Origin of the sequence: Microbacterium sp. ZW T5_45, from assembly GCF_044987415.1 — a bacterium.
Classification (GTDB): Bacteria; Actinomycetota; Actinomycetes; order Actinomycetales; family Microbacteriaceae; genus Microbacterium.
On sequence record NZ_JBJDRJ010000018.1, the window covers coordinates 16,310 to 37,172 of the forward strand.

The following is a 20,863-nucleotide window of genomic DNA, read 5'->3' on the forward strand; positions in this document are numbered from 1 at the left end:
CCGTTCGCCGTGAGGGGAGATGTCACCCCGGCGAGACGGACAGGCAATCCCGCCGCGGGATGGTGAGGGAACTGCTCCGCTCCGCTTCTCTCAGAAGGGTCTGCACATGGTCCAGATTCAGTCCAGTACCGCCGCGGCGTCCTCGAAGAAGGTCCTGTCCGGATCGCTCGGCGCCACGGCGATCGTCTTCATGGTCGTCGCCGCCGCCTCGCCCCTCACGGTGATCGGCGGGTCGGCCCCGCTCGGCATCCTGCTCGGCAACGGCTCGGGCTTCCCGGCGCTGTACGCCATCAGCGCCGTCGTCCTCCTCCTCTTCGCCGTCGGCGTGTCCGCAATGGCCAAGCACGTCCCCAACCCCGGTGCCTTCTTCACCTACGTCGGTTACGGGCTCGGACGCTCCACCGGTCTCGCCTCCGCATGGATCGCGATGCTCACCTACACGACGATCCAGGTGTCGGTCTACGGATACATGGGGTACGTGCTGAGCTTCACCTTCGAGGGTTTCGGCATCTCGCTTCCCTGGTGGTTGTACGCCATCGCCGTCGTCGCGCTGGTCGGCTACCTCGGCTACCGTCACATCGATCTGTCCAGCAAGGTGCTCGGCGTCCTGCTGTGCGCCGAGGTCGGCATCGTCCTCGTCCTCGTCGCGGCGGTCGTGTTCTCCGGCGGTCCTGAGGGGCTGAGCCTGGCCCCGTTCGAGCCGGCGAACGTCGCGAGCGGCTCTCCCGGCGTCGGGCTGATGATGGCGATCGCGGCCTTCATCGGGTTCGAGGCGACCGCAGTGTTCCGCAGCGAGGCGCGCGACCCCGACCGCACGATCCCGCGCGCCACCTACATGGCCGTGATCGGCGTGGGCGTGTTCTACACCCTCGCATCCTGGGGCCTCGTCATGGCCTGGGGGCCCTCGAACATCCTCGATGAGGCCGCGGCCGACCCCGGAACGCTCATCCTCCGCACGATGTCGGCGTACCTCGGCCCGACCGGCGAGATCATCACGAACGTCCTCCTCATCACCGCGATGTTCGCGTGCGTGCTGTCGTTCCACAACGTCGTCGCACGCTACCAGTACTCCATGGCGGGTGCCGGGGTGCTGCCCGACCGGGTGGCCGCCGTCCACTCCCGCCACATGTCGCCGCACGTCTCCTCGTTCGTGCAGACCATCACCGCGATCGTCCTCGTCGCCCTGTTCGCCGTCCTCGGGCTCGACCCGGTGCTGCAGGTGTTCACGTGGTTGGCCGGAGTGGCGACCGTGGCGATCGCCCTGCTGATGGCGGTGACGTCGATCGCCGTGATCGTCTATTTCGCCAGGACGCGCAAGGACAAGCGGATCTGGAACACCGTGATCGCCCCGGTGCTCGGGTTCATCGGCCTGGTGCTCTCGGTCGTCATGATCGTCGTCTACTTCCCGATCATGGTCGGCGACGTGGATGCCGAAGGCAACCCGGCGTTCGGCGCCGTCAGCTGCTGCCTGCTCGGGCTGGTCGTCGTCTTCCCCCTCCTCGGGTACGCCCAGGCGGTATGGATCAGAGCCCGACGGCCCGCCGCATACGCCAAGCTCACCGACGCGATCGCCGGCTGAGAAGCACCCCGACACCCCTAAGGAGAATCACCATGACACTCACCGCCCCCACCGGAAGCCCCGCCGACCTGCCGGAGAGCTCGGCCGACACCGCGGCGCCCCTGCCTCACGTGGATTTCCTCTACCTCTCCGAAGCCGACATGATCGCGGCCGGCGTGACCGACATGCACCAGTGCGTCGACACGATGGAGGAGATGTTCGCGCTGTTCGCCGCCGGCGACTACCGCATGACCGGTGAGAGCAACGACTCGCACGGCGCGATGATGACGTTCCCCGAGACCTCGCCGTTCCCGAACATGCCCGTGCCCACCGAGGACCGGCGGTTCATGGCCATGCCGGCCTACCTCGGCGGCGACTTCCAGACGACCGGCGTCAAGTGGTACGGCTCCAACATCGCCAACCGCGAGAAGGGGCTTCCGCGGTCGATCCTCATGTTCACGCTCAACGACACCGACACCGGGGCACCGCTCGCGTTCATGTCGGCGAACCTGCTCTCCGCCTATCGGACCGGCGCCGTTCCAGGGGTCGGTGCTCGGCACTTCGCCCGCAAGGACTCGCGTGTCGCCGGGATCGCCGGCCCCGGCGTCATGGCGCGCACGGTGCTCCTGGCCTTCATGGACGCCTGCCCGCTGATCGACACGCTGAAGATCAAGGGCCGCGGCGCCGAGAGCCTCGCGCGCTTCCAGGACTGGGTGCGCGACGAGTTCCCGACGATCACCACGATCGAGGTCGTCGACACGATCGAGGACGTCGTCCGAGGCAGCGACCTGGTGAGCTTCTGCACCACGGGCACGGGATCCGGCGGGTCGGAGAACTACCCGACGATCCAGCGGGAGTGGATCAAGCCCGGAGCGTTCTTCGCGATGCCGTCGCTGTGCAACACCGACGACTCCCTCCTGGAGAGCGACATCACCAAGGTCGTCGACGCGTACGGGCTGTACGAGACCTGGTACGAGGAGTTCCCGAAGCCGTCGTTCGAGTACATCCCGATGGTCGGGCAGAAGTGGATGGACCTCGTGAAGGCGGGAGAGCTCGCGCGCGATGAGCTCATCGACATCGGCGATGTCGTCTCTGGAAAGCGGCCCGGCCGGCAGAGCGACGACGAGATCGTCATCATGTCGGTCGGCGGGATGCCGGTGGAGGACGTCGCCTGGGGGACGAAGGTCTACCGCAACGCTCTCGAACGCGGCATCGGTCAGAAGCTGAACCTGTGGACCGAGCCGGCGCTCGCATGAGTGCGGGAGAGATCATCCGCTCTGTCGATGTCGCGGTGGTGGGTGCGGGTTCCATGGGGTCGATGGCCCTGTGGCACCTCGCGAAGTCGACGGGGCTGTCGGTGCTGGGCATCGAGCAGTACGGTCCGGCGCACGGACATTCCGCGTTCGCCGGCGAATCGCGCCTGTTCCGCGCGGCCAACAAGGAGGGCGCGCTGTACACGACGGCGGCGCTCGAGGCCAGGGCGCTGTGGACCGAGCTCGAGCGCGAGTCCGGCCGCCAGCTGCTGCTGAAGACCGGCGTCCTCGCGGTCGCGCAGGATGGGCATCCGTTCCTCGAGTCGACGCAGCGATCGATCGCCGAGGGAGATCTGCCGCACCGGGTCCTCGACACGGCGGAACTCCGCCGCGAGTACCCGCAGTTCGCCGTCGAGGACGGCGACATCGGGGTCATGGATGTGTTGGGTGGCGGACTGCGGTCCGAGCTGGCGGTGGCGACCGCGCAGCGGGCCGCGATCCGGCGTGGGGCGGAGATCCTGTACAACACCCCTGTCCTCGGCATCGACGAGGGCGCGGATGCGGTGACGATCTCGACGTCGGCCGGCATCGTCCACGCGCAGCGGGTGATCGTCACGACCGGCGCGTGGACGACGAGGATCGTGCCGGAGCTGCGCGATCTGGTGAGCGCCATCGCCATCCCGCTCACGTGGTTCATGCCGGAGGACATCAGCGAGTTCACCCCGGATCGCTTCCCGTGCTGGATGCGGGACATGGACGGCGAGCACGCGTTCGGCGTTCCCACGCTCGACGGCTACTCGGTCAAGATCGCTCCCACCACCGACATCGAGACGATCGACGACCCTGCCACGGACCCCAGGGAGCTCTCGCGTGCGCAGCTGCGGGAGTGCACGGCGATCGCCACCCGGATGTTCCCCGGCATCCTGCCCGAGGTGGTGCGCTCGTCGATCCACCCGGAGTCGACGACGGTCGATCACGTCCCGATCCTCGATGTCTCCGAGTCGGGGCGGATCGTGATCGGAGCCGGCTTCTCGGGGAACGGCTTCAAGTTCTCTCCCGCCTACGGGCGGATGCTCGCAGAACTCGCCGAGAGCGGATCGAGCGCGCTGCAGCATCCTCTCTTCACCCTCGATCATCATCGACGTCGCGCCCGGGCGCGGGCCGACGATCTGGTGCTCGCCGACGACTATCCGGTCCTCCAGGGCCACTGACACGAAGGACCGAACCGATGATGATCACCAGTGTGAAGAGCGGAAGCAAGTTCGAGACCCTCGCGAGCTACTCGCGGGCGGTCGCGATCGGCGACTGGATCTTCGTCTCGAACACCGCCGGCATCGACTACGAGACGAGGACGCTGCCCGACACGGCGGCGGAGCAGCTGCGACTCGCGGTCGCCACCGTCGAGCGCGCGCTCGAGGCCGTGGACTCCTCGCTCGCCGATGTCGTGCGCATCCAGGTCTTCGTCCCCGACGAGGCCGATGTGGACGAGACGACGCAGGTGCTCGGCGAGGTGTTCCGCGGCATCGAACCGGCGCTCACGATGACGCGCAGCCCGCTCGCGGGCGAGTACAAGGCCGAGATCGAGGTGACCGCGCACCGCGGTGCCGGGTCGGCGCGGCGGGAGCGGATCGACCTGTGAGCGCCGGGCCGTTCGACCTCACATCGAGGGCGGGCCCGTCGTCACCTATGGAGAGGGTGGAGACGCCACCCGGGTGAAGGAGTGAGCGAAGTGAGAGTTCTCATTGCCGGTGGACGAGGTCGAGTGGGATCGAAGGTTGCGGATCTTCTCGAGGCGCGCGGCGTGGAGGTCGTCTCCGGCGGACTGGATGACGGAGTCGACTACATCGAGGGCACGCGAGTCGCTGAGGTTCTGGAGGGCGTGGACACGATCATCAACGTCCTCAACACCAATCGATTCGACGAGGAAGGCGCGGTCGGTTTCTTCGACGGCACGACCCGCGCACTGACGACCGCCGCTGAAGAGGCAGGGGTGACGCACCACGTCCTCCTCTCGATCGTGGGCGTCGGCGACGAAGACGGCTCGGACATCGGCTACTACCTGGGAAAGGTGGCGCAAGAGCGTGCGCTCAAGGCCGGTTCGATTCCGTACACCATCGTCCGCTCGACGCAGTTCCAGGGCTATGTTCCGGTGCTGGCCGACCAGCACACGGTGGACGGCAAGGTTCTCGCTCCGCGGGATCTGATTCAGCCCGTGGAGCTCGATGAGCTCGTCGCTCTGCTGGCTGAGGTCACGCTGTCCGGCGGCCCCCTCGGAGAGGTCGAGATCGCAGGACCCGAGCGGTTCCGCATGGACGACCTGCTCCGTGCCACGCTCGCAGTCGCCGGCGACCCCAGAGACGTCGTCACGGTCGAGAGTTCTGGTGCGGAAGACGCGCTGGTGCCTCGAGGCGAGTACCTCGTCGGGAAGACTCTGTACCCGATCCGCGACATCCCCCTCGCGAGCTGACTCCCGTTTCGATCACCGGGCGCGTCCGGGCCTCGGATCAAGAGCCTCACCCATCACAGCCTTGTCAGCGTGGTCGGTGAGGCTCTTCTCCGTATCTGGCCATCACGCGGCGCGGTGGCGGCGCGGGGGCAGGAAGAGGCCCGCACCAAGCAGCACAGCGAATCCGAGAACGATGACCTGGCCGATCTGGTCCGATACGGACATGTGGCTGAGATGCGTGACGTGATAGAGGAAATGGAGCACCCCGAACGTGGTCCAGGCGATACCGAGGAGCCGATAGCCGATCTGGGAGTGCCAGAACAGGCCGAAGACGCTGGCCGCCCCGAGCGCAAGATACTGTGCACCATGGTCGCGGATCAGGTGCTCGTTGAAGGGCCCGTCCTGCGAGATCCACTCGCCCAGGACCGCCGGGAAGTGGTCGTAGAACTGCGCGGGGAAGAAGTACGCCCACGTGCCGACGACGGCGGCGATGATGATGGAGCCGACGAGAGCAGCGACCTGAACTCCGCCGATGCGTCGGTCGTCGCTCGCTGCCTCGACGGAGAGATCGGCGTGGTCATTCATGAGAGGTCCGTTCCTCGACGCCGACCGTCGATGCGCCGTGTGAAGAGAAGGGCTTGTGCGTGTCCATCTCGCTGGTCTGATCGGGGGATACCCATTCGCTGAGCTTGCGGGGGTCCAGCACGAGCCACACGTCGGTGATCCGCTCCGCTTCCACGTGGAAGCTGGCGATTCCGAAGAGCTGGCCGCGGAGAGTCAAGGCGTATCCCAAGCCGTCGGCGGTGCGCCGCTCCTCGAACACGAGCTCCGGCCGCTTCCGCATGACACCGAAGAGGAAACGCGCGACGCGGTCCGAGCCTGTGACGACGTTGGGGGCGGCACTCACGACTCCGCCGCCATCCGCGCGCAGCTCGACCTCCGGTGCGAGAGTCTTCATGAGAAGCCGCATGTCCCCTCCCTGGCTCGCGGCCAGGAACGCGCGAACCACATCGTCATGCGTCTTCGACGCGACCACCGTCGTACGCCGCTCACGCACGTGTCGTCGCGCGGAGGAAGCCAACTGACGGGCGGCTTCGGGCGAACGCCCTACCAGATCTGCGATTTCATCGAACGGAGTGCCGAACACGTCGTGCAGCACGAACGCGACGCGCTCCGCCGGCGTCATCGATTCCAGAACCATCAGAAGCGCGGTGCTCACCGCGTCATCGAGAGTGACGCGGTCCAGCGGATCTTCCACCGCTCCCGCAGAGGCATCAGAGACGGCTCCCGTGCCGACGAAGAGGTCCGGCGGGATCGGCTCCGGCAGCCACTGCCCGATCTGCTTCTCGCGGCGCGCCTTGGCCGAGCCGAGCACGTCGAGTGCGATTCGGCTGGCGACTCGGGTCAGCCAGGCCGCCGGACTGCGGATCTCGCCGCGTTCCTGTTCGGTCAGCCGATACCAGCGGATATAGGTCTCCTGAACGATGTCTTCCGCGTCTGCCAAGGTTCCCGTCATCCGATAGGCCAGGGAAACCAGGCGGCGACGTTCGCCGACCACACCCGCATCACCCTCGGCCGGGAACCCTGCCGGCTCGTCTCGCGACATCTCTCGCCTCTCTGTGAGGCCGCCTCGCGTCCGTGAGGAACTCCGCGGCCCATAGCTCTCTCAACAGATTTGACGAAGGGGGACGCCGAATCGTGAGGTCTCGTGATCGGGAGGCGAGGACGAGCGCTATCAGGACATGGAGGTCCCGGCCGCCGAGAGGCGAGCGGCGAGAGCGGCGGACGCTTCCCGCAGCGCGGCGGGCCCGACGATCGTGAACGGCGCGTCGAAGCGCGCGAGCGCCGCGATTACACCGGTCCACGACCACGAGCCGAGCGTGAGCCGGCACGAGCCCTCGCCGACCGGCTCGACGGTCCCGTCTGCTCCGATCCACCCCGCGACCTCGTGCGCGGGCAGGGACATCTCGACCTCGCCCACGCACGGCCAGCGGTCCTCGGCATCCGATCCCTTGGCGCGGGCGGCGAGGTAGGTCTGCGCGTCGGCGGCCGGTAGGGGACGCGGCGTGAACGACGGTCCGGTCGGCACCCGCGGGGTCATCCGGTCGAGGCGGAAGATGCGCCAGTCGTCGGCATCCAGATCCCAGGCGAGCAGATACCAGCGCCCTTCGCGCGACACGACGGCGTGGGGCTCGGTGCGTCGCGACGGCCGGTCGGTCCCGCCGTATCCGAACCGCAGCACCATCCGATCGCGCACGGCTGCGCTCGCGGCCTCCAGAACGGCGGGATCGACGCGCGTCGCAGACGGAGCACCCGAGAAGCGGATGCCGTCGACGCGGTGCCTCAGACGCGACGGCATCACCTGGCGCACGGTGGCCAGCGCTCGCGCCGCACCTTCGTCGAGGTCGACCCCCGTCGCGGCGACGCTCTGGAGCGCGACCGCGATGGCCACGGCCTGCTGATCGTCGAAGTGCAGCGGGGGCAGGTCGGAGCCGGCCTCGAGGCGATAGCCGCCGTCTGGGCCCTTGATCGCGACGATCCGATAGCCGAGCTCGCGCAGCCGGTCGACGTCGCGACGCACGGTGCGGGGTGTGACCTCGAGACGGTCGGCCAGCACCTGCCCCGGCCAATCGCGGGGCGTCTGCAGCAGCGAGAGGAGCGTGAGCATGCGAGCCGAGGCACCGATCATGCTCCTATTGTGCGCCGAGTAGCGGACCGAATCTGACCTCTACTCCTGCGATCGTGAGGCCCGACGGCATCCGTTCGTCGCATCGAATCGAAGGACATGGTCATGATCTCCACCACCACCCACCTCAACTTCCCCGGTACCGCCCGAGAGGCGCTCGAGTTCTACGGCTCGGTGTTCGGCGCCGTCACGCTGTCGACCTACGCCGACTTCGGGATGCCGGCGGATGCTCCGGGCGCCGACCGGATCGTGTTCGGTCGGGTCGAGGGAGCAGACGGCATCCGCCTGCTCGGCTACGACATCCCGGGGCAGAGCGCGGCGGCCTCCGGGTGGACCCGGCGCGAGAACGGCGTGACGCTCACGGATCGGCCCTTCTTCCAGTCGCTCAGCGCCGACTCCCTGGACGAGCTGACCGGGTACTGGGAGGCCCTCTCCGTCGGGGCCGAGATCGTCGAGCCGCTCGCCGCATCGGCCTGGTCGCCGGGCTTCGGCATGCTCACGGACCGCTTCGGCGTGACCTGGACCCTCGACGTGCGCACCGCGTGACAACGGCTGCCGCACGGGCGGTGACGCGGAGCGAGTGAACGCCGGGGCGACGACGTGCAGAGGGCGCACACCTCGATGCGAGGTGTGCGCCCTCCGGTGAGGCGTCGAGGTCAGGCCTCGATGCGGCTCCGGCGCCGCGCGGCGGCGAACATGCCACCCGCGGTCAGCAGGATCAGGGCCAGCAGACCCGCGGCGATCGGAAGCTCGGCTCCGGTCTCGCTCAGCTGCTCGCCTGTGCCACTGCCACTGCCACTGCCACTGCCACTGCTGGTTCCGGTGCCGTTGGCGGAGGAACCGCCCGCTGCCGAGGTGCCGTCGGCGCCCGATGTTCCACCGGCATCCGAAGAGCCGTCGGTCCCGCCGGCATCCGCCGAACCATCGGCATCCGCATCGCTGTCGACCGGCACCTCGGCGGCGCGGACGACGTCGGTCGGAGCGCTCGTCGCCGATCCGTCGCGGAAGCCTTCGAGTGTTCCGGTGACGGTGACCGTGATGCGGGAGCCCTCGGCGTCGGCCGGGATGAGGAACTCGTTCGCCGCGAGTGCGGCGGCGCGCAGCGCCGGAGCGGGCTCGGTGACGGGCTCTTCGGTCTCGACCGGGACACCGTCGATCGCCCACTCGTAGGCGAGTTCGGTGCCCTCGGGCCAGCCCGCTGACGAGGCCGTGAGGGTCTCGCCGACGACGGCGTCACCCGTGATCACGGGGAGTTCGCTGGGGGCGAGCTTCTCGACCACGAGGGTGTCGACGGAGCAGTCGGCGCAGGTGCCACCGACTGTGACGACTCGGCTCGTCGTGGCGAAGGTGCCGCCGGGCGAGGAGTCGAGGATGGTCGCGCTGAGCGTCAGCTCGACCGTGGTCCCGACGGCGGTGCCGGCCGGCACCTGCCAGCGCAGGGTCGTTCCATCGAGGGTCGCACCCTCGGGCAGAGCATCCAGCTCGGCGTTCGCGAGCAGCTCGGTGAGGTCGATCTCGACGACTGACGAGGCGAGCGCGACGCGACCGGTGTTGGTGGCCGACACGGTGTACGAGACGGAGTCGCCGGGCAGCAGCGCCGTCTCGCTGCCGCCGGTCAGTGCGACCGAGAGCTTGTCGGGCCAGGCCGGCTTGCCGGGCTCGAGGATCCAGTCGGTCCAGAATGCTGTGAGGTCGATGCCGGAGAGCTCCTCGGCGAGGGCCTTGAGCTCAGCGCCGGTGCGGCTCTGACCGGTGTTGTCGACCTGCCATTGCTTGATGAGCGTGAAGAAGGCCTCGTCGCCGATGGCGACCTTCAGAGCCGCCCAGAACTGCGCGCCGCGCGTGTAGGTCTGGTACGAGTACAGCTCGGCCGAGTCCGTCTGGCCGCCCGGGGCGATGGCCCAGTTCGGGCTCGTCTCCGCCATGTTGTTCCAGGAGGTGAAGTACGTCTGCTCGGACGGCGTGGCATTGGTGCCGAAGCCCTCGGTGGAGTTGTAGAACGTCGGCGCCCAGGTCGCCATGCCCTCGCCCATCCAGATGTTCGTCCAGGTGCTGGGGGCGACGTTGTTGCCGTACCACTGGTGCACGAGCTCGTGGATGAGAGTGTTGCCCGCGACCGAGTTGGTGCTGGGGAAGAACGAGCGGTCCTGCGTCTCGAGCGCGTAGTTCACGCCGCTCGGTACGGTGTCGACCACGACGCCGGTGCTGCCGCCTGGGTAGGGGCCGAACAGCGACTCGAGGTTGCGGGTGATGGTCTCGAGCTGTGCGACGCGGTTGGTGATGGTCGTCTTGTTCTGCGCGCTCAGCGCGGAGTCCATGAACGACCAGGAGGGGATGACCCGACCGTCGGTCAGTGTGACGGATCCTTCGATCACGTCGAACTTGCCGATGTCGATGACCGCCAGCTCCGAGGCCATCGGCCGGCTCTGCCGCCAGGTCCAGGTCGTGCGGTCGCCGGAGACGGTCTTGGACTGCAGCTCGCCGTTGCTGGCGACCGCCGCGGCACCGGTGCCGGTGGCACTGGTGATCTCGCTCGGTGCGTCGACCGAGATCGTGTAGGTGGCCTTGTCGCTGGGGGTGTTGTTGTGCGGGAAGCCGGTCATCATGCCGATCGGCTGGCCGAGCAGCACCGCGCCGTCGGCGGTCGGGTTCCAGCCCTCGTAGCTGCCGTCCGCGTCGACGTGGCGCGAGGGCGTGCCGCTGTAGTCCACGGTCACGGTGAACTCGCCGCTGACCGGGGTCGCCGGGGTCACGATGAGCTTGTACTTGATGGCGTCCGCGTCGATGTCGCGGGTCCAGGTGGCCGGTGCGCCGTTCACGAGCACGGAGTCGACGGTCATGCCCTCGAAATCCAGCGAGAACGAGCGCAGCGGAGCCGCGGCACGGGCGGTCATCGTCGTGCTCGCCTGGGGGATCGTGCCCGTCATGTAGTTGCTCACCACGCCGGTGGCGTTCCAGGTGAGGTCGATGTCGTAGTCGAGGGCGTCGTAGCCGCCGTTGCCGACGTTCGGGAACATCGCGTCGCCGGAGGTCTGCGCCCCGTCGATCGGGTCGTCGGCGGCGGATGCCGGCAGGGCGGTGGCGAGGACGGAACCGGCGAGCAGCGCGGCGACCGCGGAGGTCGCGAGAAGCCGCCGCCCCCGGGGGGAGGAGGTGGATCGAGTCATGAGAGCTTTCAGATCGGCATGGGCAGAGGCGACAGGTCACGTCGTCGTGGGGTGGCTGTGGCTTGTGGCCTGGTCGCGGCGGGATGCTCGCAACCTACGGACTCGCTATGTCCGAAACATATCCACATTGTGTCGAGCCTGTTGCAGGAAATCTTCCTGCCGCTGCGGGGCGGTTAGTCGGCGCGAGCGGGAACGGCAAGGGGGTTCGCGATGTCGGTGGCCGCACGTAGAAAAGGAGCACGAGGCGAGGAGAGTGACGTGGCTGCAGGAGACATCGAGACGTTCCGTCGGGGCGGGACCTGGTTCAACCGCATCCAGGGCGAGACCGGTGTGATCGGTTCCGGTTACGACGATCGAGCGGCTGCCGTCGTCGCCGGCCGGGGATCGGCGGCGGCGCGTCAGGTCGCGCATACGGTGCGCGAGGAGGAGGGGCCGTCCGACGATCTCGAGCCGGGGGAGACGAATCCCCGGGATCTCATCGGACGGCGGTTGGACTGAGGCGATGAAGTTCGGAAAGGAGAGCGGATGGCGAGGACGCCAGTGCTGCAGGTGTGCGTGAACGGCGCGAGGGATGTGGCCGAGCATCCGTGGCTGAGTGCAGATGCCGAGATGGTCGCGGCGGATGCCGCCCGAGCCGTCGAAGCGGGTGCGGACGAGATCCACGTGCACGTGAAGGACTCGGCGGGTCGTGACAGCGTCGCCGCGGAGGATGTCGCACGCTGGCTCGGAGCGATCAGGTCGGCATGTCCGGGCGTTCGCGTCGGCGTGAGCACCGGAGCGTGGAGCGAGCCCGATCCTGCGCGGCGTCTCGCCGCGGTGGCGGCCTGGACGGACCTTCCCGACTTCGCGTCGGTGAACTTCCACGAGGAGGGGGCGGAGGAGCTCGCCGTGCTGCTGCAGTCGCGCGGGGTCGGCGTCGAGGCGGGGATCTGGGATGCTGCGGGTCTGGACGTCTGGCGTCGCTCGGCATCCCGCGGCTCGACCATGCGCGTGCTCATCGAGTTGCCCGACGAGACCGCAGACGTCGTGCGCGAGCATGCGGAGGGGATGATCGCGCACGTCGCGCGTGAGGAGCCGAGCATCCCGATCCTGCTGCACGGCGAGGAGCAGTCGGCCTGGCCCGCTCTCGTGCTGGCGAGCGCGTGGGGCTGGGACACGCGCATCGGCCTCGAGGACGTGCTGACCCTGCCGTCCGGGGCGGTCGCACCCGGCAATGCCGATCTCGTCCGCGCTGCGCGCGAGCACATCGCCGCGCGGCGGGCCTGACAGGGGTGAGGCGCCGTCAGGGCCGCCGCTGGTGACGCTGATAGTGGATCAAAAATGCTGCCACGCGTCGCGGTTTAGCAGCACTATTGATCCATCACCGCCGGGATGGGGGCCGAGGGCGGGGCTCAGTCGCGGGTGAAGTGTACCGTGCCGTCGTCGTCGCGGGTGATGTGACCCTCGTAGACCACTGGCTCGGGGTAGACATTGCCGTCGAAGCGCAGCGTGAACCCCTTCGCGTAGGCGACCGAACCGTCGGTGACCTCTGACCAGTCGGCGTTCGATGCCCCGAACCATTCGATCGTCGACGGGTCCGCGACGGTGATCGGAACGTCGAGCAGCGCCGGCGGGCACGACGGACCGACCAGAAGTTCGGCGGTGCACGCGTCACGGAGTTCGATGATCTCGGCATCCGCGGGCTTGACGATGTCGGTTCCGACGAAGACCGAGAGCGACAGGCTCGCGATGTTCAGGCTGACCTTGTCGGGAATGTCGAATCCGGGGAGGGTGTCGGACCCTCGTGGCAATTCATAAGGGATCGGCAGGGCGAATTCATCTGTGCCGTCGGCATCGAGATGCGTCGTTCCGGTCTCGTCGACGTAGGCGAAGTCGTACAGCGCGGGCAGGAGCGTGGCGGTGTAGGCCTCGGCCGCGATCGGGAACTCCTTCTCGCCGTTCAGTACGAGTCGTCCGGGGGAGCCGACGTTGATGAACGACATCTTGCCCTCGCTGCTCCAGCTGATCAGGCGTTCGCCGTCGAAGTTCTTCACTGTGTACTCCGCCGTCACCGGCTCGTCGGGGCCATCGAGGACGTACTCCACGGTCGCGGTGACGGTGTGTTCGTCGCTGCCTTTCGTCGCGATGACCCTGGCGTTCGACGGCAGCGAGACGGATGCTCGATAGAAGTCGACGTCGAGATACTCGTCGGCGAAGTCGATGCTCGTCATCGCGGCGGCCTCGGTCGTCTCTGCCGCACCGAGGTGGTCGAAGAACTCATCGAGCAGGGCGACGCTCGCCTCGGTCGGGCCGTTGCCGTCGACCGTGGCGGATGCTGCGCACCCGGCGAGACTTGCGGCGGCGAGGCCGAGAGCGGCGAGGGCGGCGTAGAGGCGCAGCGATGTCATGGGACTCCGGTCGTCGGGTCGCGCAGCTCCCCCGCGCGAGACGTCCTTCCACGGTACCCGGCGCGCGGCATCCGGTCCTCGAAGTGATCAGGATGCCGGCGCGAGACGCGATGTTCGATTTGGCGGATTCTTGCGTTTTGTTCGTTTGAAGCGCACACTGAAGGAAGAGGTTGGAGAAACTCATGAGTGCGGCAATTCGATCCCGCAGGTCTGTCGACCCCGTCAGCCCGACAGACGCCCAGGGCATCGCAGGACTCGCTCGATTCATCGAGCGCGAGGCGGTCGTCGACGTCAAGCCGAGACTGGTGGGGCCCGACAACGAGTCGATCGAGCTGCCTGATGAGGTGTACGAGATCCTCGTCCGTGTGACAGCCGCGATGCGCGCGGGCAACGCCGTGAGCGTCGTTCCCTACGCCATGCGAGTGAGCACGCAGGAGGCAGCGGAGATGTTGGGGATCAGCCGCCCGACCTTCGTGCGTTTGCTGGAACGCCAGGAGATCCCCTTCGAGCAGCCCGGACGGCATCGTCGTGTTCGACTCTCCGACGTCCTTGCATACCGCGATCGAACCCACAGGGCTGCAGTCGATCGTCTTGATGCCTTGACCGCTGAGGCATCCTCGAGCGGTCTCTACGATGTGGAACAGACTGATTATGCCGAGGCCTTGATGGCCGCCAAGAAGCGGTCGCGCACCGAGTAGCGATGGCTATCTTCGCCGCGGTCCTCGACGCGTGCGTCATGGTGCCCGTCGCCCTGTGTGACACGCTGTTGCGGTTGGCGGAGGAACGAATGTACCGCCCGATCTGGTCGGATCGGATCCTGGCAGAAGCGGCGGATGCGATCTCGCGCATCCATCCCGGCATCCCCGTCGAGCTGATCGAGCGGCGAGTCGCGTACATGAATGAGACGTTCCCGGGTGCACGAGTTGAAGGATTCGCGCAGATCGAGAGCGGCCTCATCCTTCCGGATCCCGACGACAGGCACGTCGTGGCTGCGGCCTTGCGGGCGCATGCGGATGCTGTCGTCACGGCGAACGTCCGCGACTTTCCGGTGGACGTCCTGCATGAACTCGAGCTGGAGGTGATCCCGCCGGATGCGTTCCTCCTCAGCCAGCTGGACATGCGCAGCGCGGTGGTGATGTCTGTGCTGGAGGCGCAGGCCGCTGCGACGCGAAATCCGCGGCGGAGTTTCGATGACGTGCTTACCGCTCTGTCGAGAGCGGGCGCCCCCGACTTCGCGGATGAGGTGCGGAGCCGACTCTGACGGGGCCGTGCGCTACGACTCTGACGGTGTCGTTCGCTACGGAGTGCAGTAGGTGATGACTGCGTCCGTCGCGTTCTGCATGGCGGTCGTGGCGGTCGTGACGTCTGCGGCTTCGCCGGCCACTGCGCTCTTGCTTGCGGCGAGGAACGCGTCGATGCTCGTCGTCCAGGAATCGCGGAGCGTGACGAACTCCGCCGGGCCCTCGATGGCGCGGATGTCGTCGACGATGGTGCTGATCTCGTCGAACGCCGCCTGTGCGGTCTCGACGGTCGGAGAGGATGCTGCGTCGACGACGCCGGTCACCCGTGCCGTCTGGGTCGCCACCTGGGCGCATGCGGCCAGCGCAGATGTCTGTTCCGAGCATCCGGTCAGCAGCACGGCAGCGAGGCCGACGGACGCGAGAGCAGCGAGCTTCTTCATGTTCGCCACGGTACCGGTCGCGGGGTCCGACGTGCCTGGGAGGCGTTCTTACCTGCGCGACAACACGTCAACCGCGCCAGGGCATGACGTTTCGGTCGATTTCATCATGAACTCGCGCGGTTGACCTGTTCCCGAGCGGATGCCGCGGCAGGTGGCGGCAGGTCGCGGGACCGGATCCACCTGTCCCGCGACCCAGGGCTTACTGCACCGACCAGCCGCCGTCGGAGGCGAGCACGACGCCGTTGATGTTCACGCCGTCGTCCGAGAGCAGGAACGTGATCGACGCGGCCAGCTGCTCGGCGGTCGCGACGGTCGGGATCGCCTGCTGGAACGGCGCGAGGCGGGCCGAACCGTACTCCGACATGTTCGGGGGCATCGGGATGCCGGTGGCCACACCGCCGGGCGCGACGCTGTTCACGCGGATGCCCTTCGGTCCGTACATGAACGCCGCCGACTTCGTCACGCCGATGATGCCGTGCTTGCTGGCCGTGTAGGCGTTGCCCGAGGAGTTGCCGCGGAGGCCCGCCTCGCTCGACACGTTCAGCACCGAGCCGCGGCCGGCCTTCTCCATGATCGGCAGCACCGCGCGCATGAGCTTGAACGGTGCGGTGAGGTTGATCGCGATGACACGGTCCCACACGGCATCCGTCGTCTCGCCCGCGGGGGAGAAGTCGTCGTTGATGCCGGCGACGTTGGCGAGCCCGTCGATGGTGTCGCCCGCGGCGGTGACGACGGCGTCGATCGCGTCCTGCTTCGTGAGGTCGCCGGCGACCGTCACGATGTCGGGGAACTCGGTCTTCAGCTCGTCGAGACGCTCGGCCGAGATGTCGGCGGCGATGACGCGGCCGCCCTCGCGGGCGATGCGCTGCGCGGTGGCCTTGCCGATGCCGGATGCCGCGCCGGTGACGATCACGGTCTTGCCGGCGAAGCGGGCGCCTGTCGGCACCTCGGCGGGAGCCTCGTCGACGGGCAGCTCGCCGCCGTTCGCGGCGCGGACCAGGTCATCGATGACGGACTGCGGCATGGCGCCCTGGCTCATCGCGACGAGCTGCTGCAGCGGCAGCCCGAGCACGGGGGTGAGCAGCGCGGGGTCTGCGCCGGTCTGCTCGAACAGGCCGCGGATCAGCGGTCCGCCGGTGGGGTCGTTCAGCCAGTCGCCGATGCTGGAGTGTGCGGTCAGGGCCATTCGTTCTCCTTGTTCGAGTTTCGCAACGGTGCGTCTACTTATTGCACAGCATACGCCTGAGTACCCTGAGCATGTGCCCCGACCCCGAAGTGAATCCGCCCGGCAGGCCGTGCTGGAGGCGATGCGCTCATCTTTGTCTTCGTCGGGGTACGAGGCGGTGACGATCGAGGGGCTCGCGCTCGACGCAGGAGTCTCGAAGCAGACGATCTACCGCTGGTGGCCGTCGAAGGCGGCGATCCTGGGGGAGGCGCTGCTCAGCGGGTCACTGCCGGGGCCGCCGTTGCCGATGACCGATGATCTGGCGGCAGATCTGCGGGCGATGTTCACTGTTCGGGACGACGGCGAGACCATCGCCTTGGCGCGAGCGCTCATCGCGGTGACCGCGACGGATCCGGAGCTCGGGCTTCAACTGAACGAGCGGCTGGCGGCACCGATCCGGGACTGGACCGGGCTGCGGCTCGCCAGGGCTGTGGATGCTGGTGAGGTTCGTGGTGATGTCGACCCTGCGGTCGTCGCCGACCAGTTGATCGCACTGGGCTCGTACTCTGCGCTGCTCGGACGGCCGCTGGGGGCTGAGCGCGCGGATGCGCTTGTCGAGCTTGTGCTGCGGGGGGTCACGACTCCCAGGGGTTGATGACGTCGGCACCCGTCTCAGCGAAGTCGGCCGTGTTGCGGGTGGCGATGGTCGCGCCCGCGGTGATCCCGATTGCCGCGATCTGGGCATCCACGACGCTGATCGGGCGTCCGATTCTGCTGCGTCGGGCGATCACGCCACCGTATTCCGAGGCCGCATTCGCATCGAAGCTCAGTACGTGCGAGTCGAGCAGCGCGCGCATCTGGTCGAAGGCATCGGCGAGGTGTCGCTGTCGGGATCCTCGTGGGAGGAGAGCGATCCCGGCCGCGATCTCGGCGTATGTCACCGAAGTGGTCCAGCCGTCGGACGATGCGAGAGCATCCACCCAGCGGATCACCCGACCGTCGGGCGCAGGCCGCATGAGCTCCGAGATCACGTTGGTGTCGAGGATGATCATGTGAGGGGCTGGGGGAACTCGGATCGGCTGGGGAACTCTGGGGCATCCGCACCCGCGAAGATCGCCGCGATGGCGGTGCCCAATCCCGCCCTGGCCGGCGACGCGGCTACCGAGGCGGTGAGGATGCTGCGGACCTCGGCCTCCATCGAATGCCCTGCGCGGGCGGCGCGCACTTTGAGGGCAGTGATGACGTCGGCATCGAGCCCGCGTACGGTGATGGTCGGCATCGTGCCTCCTGACTGCAATGCTGGCAATGCAGTCATTCTACGCTCCGCTGCTGTCGAGGCAGCACGGGCTCACATCGAGCGCTCGATGTGAGTGCGATACGGGCCAGTGCGCGTATCTCCAGGGAGATCTGAGGTCGCCAGGCGGTGCCCGACAGCGCGGCGAGACGATCGAGAACGGTGCGCACGTCGGCGGGGATCCTGCTCGTCGAGGTCACGTCGCTCCCGCGCGTACCGTAGGTGAACGCGCCGTAGCCGTGGCCGTACTCGTTTCCGTAACAGCGCTCGGATTCAGAGGGATACAGGTGCTCCTCGTGGACATCGTGCGCGGCGTTGATGGTCTCGAGGAGGTCGCGCTCGCCAGCGGCGGATCCGTCGGCGAGCGCGAGGAGTGCGACCATCACGCCTGCCGAGGGGTAGGAGTCGTAGGAACGAGGGTCGGCATTGATCACGTCGCAGGCGATCTTGTGGATCACGGACATCGGATCGCTCAGGGTCCGTTCGGCATCCCGGCTTCGCACGACCCGGCCACGAAAGCGGCGAATATGTCGCATGGTGCGCGCAACGTCGATCAGCGCCATCGCATCGGCGCGGTCTGGCCAGCCCAGCCGGCTGCCAACGTCTTCGACGAATGCGGGGGTGAGCCATCCCGTCGCCGGATCCTGTGCCACGCCGTCAGCGCCAATGGCTTCGAGGAGTGCACGGATTCCACGGAGCATCCGTTCGGCACCCTCGCCGGAGAGCGGCGTCTGAGAAGCCGGAGAGAAGTGTCGCTCCACGTGGTCGACGAGAGTGAGGCGACGCGCGGGGGTCAGCCCATGGGCGAAGCGGGCGAGCAGTGAGCGTTCATCGATCGCCGCGCAGAGGGGGACGGCCACGGTGCTGTCGTAGTGCGGCACGACGACTCCGAACAGCCGGACGAACTCGGCGTTGATCTGATCGCGTGTGCTCTGCGCGCTGTGCGACGGCCATCCGAGCGGAGACGGCGTTCCCGGTGTCGTCTCATGCAGGATGACGCGGGGCTCACCGACCTCGGGGTCGCGTCCCGAGAGCACCGTCGCCCGCAACGGCACGGGGCACTGATCGAGCTCGAACGTCTGGCTGACGTCGTCCACCTCGTCGCTGCAGAAGGGGCGGTAGACGGTGCGCGGTTCGAGCCGCAGATGCGGATCGGTTCCGAGCGTCATCTCGATGCCGAGACTGAGCAGGTACGCGCGGGCGAGCCAACCGGGTGAACACCCACGGGGAAGCTCGATGACGCGTCGGTACTCCGGATGCTCGGGGGATTTCACTTCGACGAGCACCGTCGGGGTGATGTGGGAGCGCGGGTGATAGATGACCATGAGGGCACGCTAGGAGCCCGGCGGGACACAGACGGGTGATACTGACCGCCCGTCACGGAGACTGTGGATCATTCGCGGGTTGAAGCCCTCTGTGCAGAAGACGTGCAGAAGACGTGTCGTCTACGGCAGCAGCATCGCCTGCATCCGCTCTCGCAGCGGTCTGCCTGTTCTTGCGCTGGGCCATCCGGAACGAGCACGAGACCCAGGCCACCCAAACGCCGAACTCCGTTCACCTTTCATTCACGGATCCTTCCCGCAACGGCATCCGGCATCAGTAGGTTCGTCGGCGGTGCCGCGATACCCCGATCGTGCGCGCCCTCGAAAGGACCCCCACCCCCATGAGAACGCCCACCCGGCGTGTCCGTCGGCGTGCCTTCACCGCACTCGGTGTTGCCGCGCTCACGACCGTCGCCCTCCTGCCCTCCGTCGCCGTCGCCGAGTCCGATCCCGAGCTTCTCGGCGAGCCGACTCCGTACCTCATCGAGAGCGTCTCCGCCTCGGGCAAGGTGCTCGAGATCGGCAACCCGAACGCCCAGACCACGGTTCCCGAGAACTCGCTCGCGGCAGCGGCGGTCTTCCCCCTCGCGAAGACGCCTGCCGAGCTGCAGGCCCAGGCCGTGCTCGCGTATCCGGTCGAGGGTGCCTCCAGCGTCGTGCTCACGAACGACGACGGCCAGGTGCTCGTGCGCCGCGGCAACGACGACGCGAACTTCCGCTACCTGACGATCCCCGGACTCACGCTCGACGAGGCCGCCGCGAACCCGCTCGCGCAGTGGAACATCAGCGACGCCGGCAACGGCGCCTCGTACCTGCGCAACGCGCAGACCTATGCGAACGGCGCGCCCGCCGGACTCGACATGTACAACTGGAAGACGGATACCGGATCCGAGGTGCAGACCTACGACGCCGGCACCGCCGACGTGCAGAAGTGGAAGCTCCACCGTCTCGAGGCGCAGGTGGCGCCGCTCGCGCAGACGCGCGTCGATGCGGGCGCAGCGCCGGCGTTCCCGGCATCCCTCACCGGCCGCTACAGCTGGGGCCTGACCACGACGCTCACGCCGACCTGGTCGGCTCCGGATGCCGCCATCTGGAACACCGACGGCATCGTCACGGTCGAGGGCACCGCCGCCGGCCTGTTCGGCGAGGCGATCCCGGTCACCGCCGAGTACCTGGTCGGATCGCTCGGCTCGGCAGCGGATGCTGCGATGACCGGCTACGTCGGCATCTCGCTCAAGGAGCTGCAGATGCACGCGCCGACCACGGTCGAGCGCACCGTGTCGGGGTCGGACACCACGGTCACGGCATCCGTCACGTGGGACTGGTCGGTGCTCACCGAGGCCTCCACGGCGACCGAAGGCGTTCTCGAGGTGCCGGCGACGGCCGCGACCGGGTTCGACGCCCGTCTGCTCATCACGATCGCGCCGGCCGAGATAGTGAACGTGCTGCGCGACGGCGGCATCCACTACGACTACACGCACCTGAACGGCACGTCGTTCGGCCTGCTCGACGGCAACCGCAACGCTCCCGGCTTCGATGACTGGCGCTCAGGCGGAGCCGCGAACCGGGTCAACCCGAACACCGTGAGCTTCTACTTCGATCAGCCGCGACAGCTCACCGGCGCCGCCGTGTTCGACAACGCCGGCCGGCAGAACATCGGCGGTGTGACGGTGCAGTACCGCGACCTGATCGGCGGCTGGATCGACATGCCCAGCGAGGGCGGCTGGCCCTACGTCAACCCCTCCCCGAACCTGAACCTCGAGTTCACGAGCACGCCCGTCCTCGCGACCGGCATGCGCGTCGTGATCACGAACAAGACGAACGACAACTGGATGAGCCTGTCCGAGGTCGAGGCCTACGGCCCCGCGCTCGCCGGCTGACCCCGATTCGAGATCCGAGATGAT

Annotated in this window: 22 protein-coding genes; 12 read left to right on the forward strand and 10 right to left on the reverse strand. The window is 67.9% G+C overall.

What is annotated here, in order from left to right; all coding sequences use genetic code 11:
- Window positions 1-106 precede the first annotated feature (106 nt).
- The 5 genes from ACI3KS_RS10870 to ACI3KS_RS10890 all read left to right on the forward strand — a co-directional run bounded on the left by ACI3KS_RS10870 (window position 107) and on the right by ACI3KS_RS10890 (window position 5,278).
- Window positions 107-1,579: an APC family permease gene (locus ACI3KS_RS10870; RefSeq protein WP_404918121.1), complete on the forward strand. Its 1,473-nt coding sequence runs from the start codon at window positions 107-109 to the stop codon at window positions 1,577-1,579.
- A 32-nt stretch (window positions 1,580-1,611) separates the two neighbouring features.
- Complete coding sequence (locus ACI3KS_RS10875) at window positions 1,612-2,814, forward strand: tyramine oxidase subunit B (protein WP_404918123.1); 1,203 nt, start codon at window positions 1,612-1,614, stop codon at window positions 2,812-2,814.
- Window positions 2,811-4,022 carry an N-methyl-L-tryptophan oxidase gene (gene solA, locus ACI3KS_RS10880; protein WP_404918125.1) on the forward strand — a complete coding sequence of 404 codons (1,212 nt, stop codon included), beginning with the start codon at window positions 2,811-2,813 and terminating at the stop codon, window positions 4,020-4,022. The genes ACI3KS_RS10875 and solA overlap by 4 nt, the downstream gene beginning before the upstream one ends.
- A 17-nt stretch (window positions 4,023-4,039) precedes the next feature.
- Complete coding sequence (locus tag ACI3KS_RS10885; RefSeq protein WP_404918127.1) at window positions 4,040-4,450, forward strand: RidA family protein; 411 nt, start codon at window positions 4,040-4,042, stop codon at window positions 4,448-4,450.
- Window positions 4,451-4,573: 123 nt separating this feature from the next.
- Window positions 4,574-5,278 carry an SDR family oxidoreductase gene (locus ACI3KS_RS10890; RefSeq protein ID WP_404918129.1) on the forward strand — a complete coding sequence of 235 codons (705 nt, stop codon included), beginning with the start codon at window positions 4,574-4,576 and terminating at the stop codon, window positions 5,276-5,278.
- 102 nt (window positions 5,279-5,380) lie between these two features.
- Here the strand turns inward: ACI3KS_RS10890 and ACI3KS_RS10895 are convergent, their stop codons facing one another.
- From ACI3KS_RS10895 to ACI3KS_RS10905, 3 genes are all read right to left on the reverse strand, one after another.
- Window positions 5,381-5,842: a hypothetical protein gene (locus tag ACI3KS_RS10895; RefSeq protein ID WP_404918131.1), complete on the reverse strand. Its 462-nt coding sequence runs from the start codon at window positions 5,840-5,842 to the stop codon at window positions 5,381-5,383.
- Entirely contained in the window at window positions 5,835-6,815 is a 981-nt protein-coding gene (gene sigJ, locus ACI3KS_RS10900; RefSeq protein WP_404918133.1) for an RNA polymerase sigma factor SigJ, read from the reverse strand. The genes ACI3KS_RS10895 and sigJ overlap by 8 nt, the downstream gene beginning before the upstream one ends.
- Window positions 6,816-6,992: 177 nt before the next feature.
- The gene (locus tag ACI3KS_RS10905) at window positions 6,993-7,946 is read right to left on the reverse strand and encodes a helix-turn-helix transcriptional regulator (protein ID WP_404918135.1); all 954 of its coding nucleotides are present in this window, start codon (window positions 7,944-7,946) and stop codon (window positions 6,993-6,995) included.
- A 102-nt stretch (window positions 7,947-8,048) separates the two neighbouring features.
- On the opposite strand from ACI3KS_RS10905, the gene ACI3KS_RS10910 reads away from it, so the two are divergent.
- Window positions 8,049-8,489 carry a VOC family protein gene (locus ACI3KS_RS10910; RefSeq protein WP_404918137.1) on the forward strand — a complete coding sequence of 147 codons (441 nt, stop codon included), beginning with the start codon at window positions 8,049-8,051 and terminating at the stop codon, window positions 8,487-8,489.
- Window positions 8,490-8,599: 110 nt separating this feature from the next.
- On the opposite strand, the gene ACI3KS_RS10915 is transcribed toward ACI3KS_RS10910, so the two are convergent.
- Window positions 8,600-11,110 carry a M1 family aminopeptidase gene (locus ACI3KS_RS10915; RefSeq protein ID WP_404918139.1) on the reverse strand — a complete coding sequence of 837 codons (2,511 nt, stop codon included), beginning with the start codon at window positions 11,108-11,110 and terminating at the stop codon, window positions 8,600-8,602.
- A 258-nt stretch (window positions 11,111-11,368) separates the two neighbouring features.
- Between ACI3KS_RS10915 and ACI3KS_RS10920 the strand changes: the two genes are divergently transcribed.
- Together ACI3KS_RS10920 and ACI3KS_RS10925 are read left to right on the forward strand one after the other, a co-directional pair.
- Window positions 11,369-11,608, forward strand: a complete 240-nt coding sequence (locus ACI3KS_RS10920; RefSeq protein ID WP_404918141.1) for a hypothetical protein — start codon at window positions 11,369-11,371, stop codon at window positions 11,606-11,608.
- 27 nt (window positions 11,609-11,635) lie between these two features.
- Entirely contained in the window at window positions 11,636-12,376 is a 741-nt protein-coding gene (locus tag ACI3KS_RS10925; protein ID WP_404918143.1) for a 3-keto-5-aminohexanoate cleavage protein, read from the forward strand.
- 125 nt (window positions 12,377-12,501) lie between these two features.
- Here the strand turns inward: ACI3KS_RS10925 and ACI3KS_RS10930 are convergent, their stop codons facing one another.
- Window positions 12,502-13,497 (reverse strand): hypothetical protein, encoded by a 996-nt coding sequence (locus ACI3KS_RS10930; protein ID WP_404918145.1) that lies wholly within the window; start codon window positions 13,495-13,497, stop codon window positions 12,502-12,504.
- A gap of 182 nt (window positions 13,498-13,679) precedes the next feature.
- Between ACI3KS_RS10930 and ACI3KS_RS10935 the strand changes: the two genes are divergently transcribed.
- The gene (locus ACI3KS_RS10935; protein WP_404918147.1) at window positions 13,680-14,195 is read left to right on the forward strand and encodes a helix-turn-helix domain-containing protein; all 516 of its coding nucleotides are present in this window, start codon (window positions 13,680-13,682) and stop codon (window positions 14,193-14,195) included.
- Window positions 14,196-14,197: 2 nt separating this feature from the next.
- Entirely contained in the window at window positions 14,198-14,758 is a 561-nt protein-coding gene (locus tag ACI3KS_RS10940; RefSeq protein ID WP_404918149.1) for a PIN domain-containing protein, read from the forward strand.
- Between the two features lie 36 nt (window positions 14,759-14,794).
- Here the strand turns inward: ACI3KS_RS10940 and ACI3KS_RS10945 are convergent, their stop codons facing one another.
- Together ACI3KS_RS10945 and ACI3KS_RS10950 are read right to left on the reverse strand one after the other, a co-directional pair.
- A complete protein-coding gene (locus ACI3KS_RS10945) occupies window positions 14,795-15,178 on the reverse strand; it encodes a hypothetical protein (RefSeq protein ID WP_404918151.1) in 384 nt (127 codons plus the stop codon).
- A 199-nt stretch (window positions 15,179-15,377) separates the two neighbouring features.
- Complete coding sequence (locus ACI3KS_RS10950; protein WP_404918153.1) at window positions 15,378-16,364, reverse strand: SDR family NAD(P)-dependent oxidoreductase; 987 nt, start codon at window positions 16,362-16,364, stop codon at window positions 15,378-15,380.
- A 73-nt stretch (window positions 16,365-16,437) separates the two neighbouring features.
- Between ACI3KS_RS10950 and ACI3KS_RS10955 the strand changes: the two genes are divergently transcribed.
- Window positions 16,438-16,998 carry a TetR/AcrR family transcriptional regulator gene (locus ACI3KS_RS10955; RefSeq protein ID WP_404918155.1) on the forward strand — a complete coding sequence of 187 codons (561 nt, stop codon included), beginning with the start codon at window positions 16,438-16,440 and terminating at the stop codon, window positions 16,996-16,998.
- On the opposite strand, the gene ACI3KS_RS10960 is transcribed toward ACI3KS_RS10955, so the two are convergent.
- The 3 genes from ACI3KS_RS10960 to ACI3KS_RS10970 are packed head-to-tail and all read right to left on the reverse strand — an operon-like array spanning window position 16,979 to window position 18,962.
- The gene (locus ACI3KS_RS10960) at window positions 16,979-17,395 is read right to left on the reverse strand and encodes a type II toxin-antitoxin system VapC family toxin (protein ID WP_404918157.1); all 417 of its coding nucleotides are present in this window, start codon (window positions 17,393-17,395) and stop codon (window positions 16,979-16,981) included. The genes ACI3KS_RS10955 and ACI3KS_RS10960 overlap by 20 nt on opposite strands.
- Window positions 17,392-17,622: a FitA-like ribbon-helix-helix domain-containing protein gene (locus tag ACI3KS_RS10965; protein ID WP_404918159.1), complete on the reverse strand. Its 231-nt coding sequence runs from the start codon at window positions 17,620-17,622 to the stop codon at window positions 17,392-17,394. Before ACI3KS_RS10965 ends, ACI3KS_RS10960 begins: the two co-directional genes overlap by 4 nt.
- Before the next feature lie 32 nt (window positions 17,623-17,654).
- Window positions 17,655-18,962 (reverse strand): hypothetical protein, encoded by a 1,308-nt coding sequence (locus tag ACI3KS_RS10970; protein ID WP_404918161.1) that lies wholly within the window; start codon window positions 18,960-18,962, stop codon window positions 17,655-17,657.
- A 338-nt stretch (window positions 18,963-19,300) separates the two neighbouring features.
- On the opposite strand from ACI3KS_RS10970, the gene ACI3KS_RS10975 reads away from it, so the two are divergent.
- Complete coding sequence (locus ACI3KS_RS10975) at window positions 19,301-20,839, forward strand: Ig-like domain-containing protein (protein WP_404918163.1); 1,539 nt, start codon at window positions 19,301-19,303, stop codon at window positions 20,837-20,839.
- The last annotated feature ends 24 nt before the right edge of the window (window positions 20,840-20,863 follow it).

Coding starts and splice junctions, on each gene's coding strand:
- ACI3KS_RS10910 (WP_404918137.1), top strand. CDS start 8,049: ATGATCTCCACCACCACCCACCTCAACTTCCCCGGTACCGCCCGAGAG.
- ACI3KS_RS10940 (WP_404918149.1), top strand. CDS start 14,198: ATGGCTATCTTCGCCGCGGTCCTCGACGCGTGCGTCATGGTGCCCGTC.
- ACI3KS_RS10925 (WP_404918143.1), top strand. CDS start 11,636: ATGGCGAGGACGCCAGTGCTGCAGGTGTGCGTGAACGGCGCGAGGGAT.
- solA (WP_404918125.1), top strand. CDS start 2,811: ATGAGTGCGGGAGAGATCATCCGCTCTGTCGATGTCGCGGTGGTGGGT.
- ACI3KS_RS10960 (WP_404918157.1), bottom strand. CDS start 17,395: ATGATCATCCTCGACACCAACGTGATCTCGGAGCTCATGCGGCCTGCG.
- ACI3KS_RS10970 (WP_404918161.1), bottom strand. CDS start 18,962: ATGGTCATCTATCACCCGCGCTCCCACATCACCCCGACGGTGCTCGTC.
- ACI3KS_RS10885 (WP_404918127.1), top strand. CDS start 4,040: ATGATGATCACCAGTGTGAAGAGCGGAAGCAAGTTCGAGACCCTCGCG.
- ACI3KS_RS10895 (WP_404918131.1), bottom strand. CDS start 5,842: ATGAATGACCACGCCGATCTCTCCGTCGAGGCAGCGAGCGACGACCGA.
- ACI3KS_RS10975 (WP_404918163.1), top strand. CDS start 19,301: ATGAGAACGCCCACCCGGCGTGTCCGTCGGCGTGCCTTCACCGCACTC.
- ACI3KS_RS10930 (WP_404918145.1), bottom strand. CDS start 13,497: ATGACATCGCTGCGCCTCTACGCCGCCCTCGCCGCTCTCGGCCTCGCC.
- ACI3KS_RS10905 (WP_404918135.1), bottom strand. CDS start 7,946: ATGATCGGTGCCTCGGCTCGCATGCTCACGCTCCTCTCGCTGCTGCAG.
- ACI3KS_RS10950 (WP_404918153.1), bottom strand. CDS start 16,364: ATGGCCCTGACCGCACACTCCAGCATCGGCGACTGGCTGAACGACCCC.
- ACI3KS_RS10945 (WP_404918151.1), bottom strand. CDS start 15,178: ATGAAGAAGCTCGCTGCTCTCGCGTCCGTCGGCCTCGCTGCCGTGCTG.
- ACI3KS_RS10935 (WP_404918147.1), top strand. CDS start 13,680: ATGAGTGCGGCAATTCGATCCCGCAGGTCTGTCGACCCCGTCAGCCCG.
- ACI3KS_RS10915 (WP_404918139.1), bottom strand. CDS start 11,110: ATGACTCGATCCACCTCCTCCCCCCGGGGGCGGCGGCTTCTCGCGACC.
- ACI3KS_RS10965 (WP_404918159.1), bottom strand. CDS start 17,622: ATGCCGACCATCACCGTACGCGGGCTCGATGCCGACGTCATCACTGCC.
- ACI3KS_RS10875 (WP_404918123.1), top strand. CDS start 1,612: ATGACACTCACCGCCCCCACCGGAAGCCCCGCCGACCTGCCGGAGAGC.
- ACI3KS_RS10870 (WP_404918121.1), top strand. CDS start 107: ATGGTCCAGATTCAGTCCAGTACCGCCGCGGCGTCCTCGAAGAAGGTC.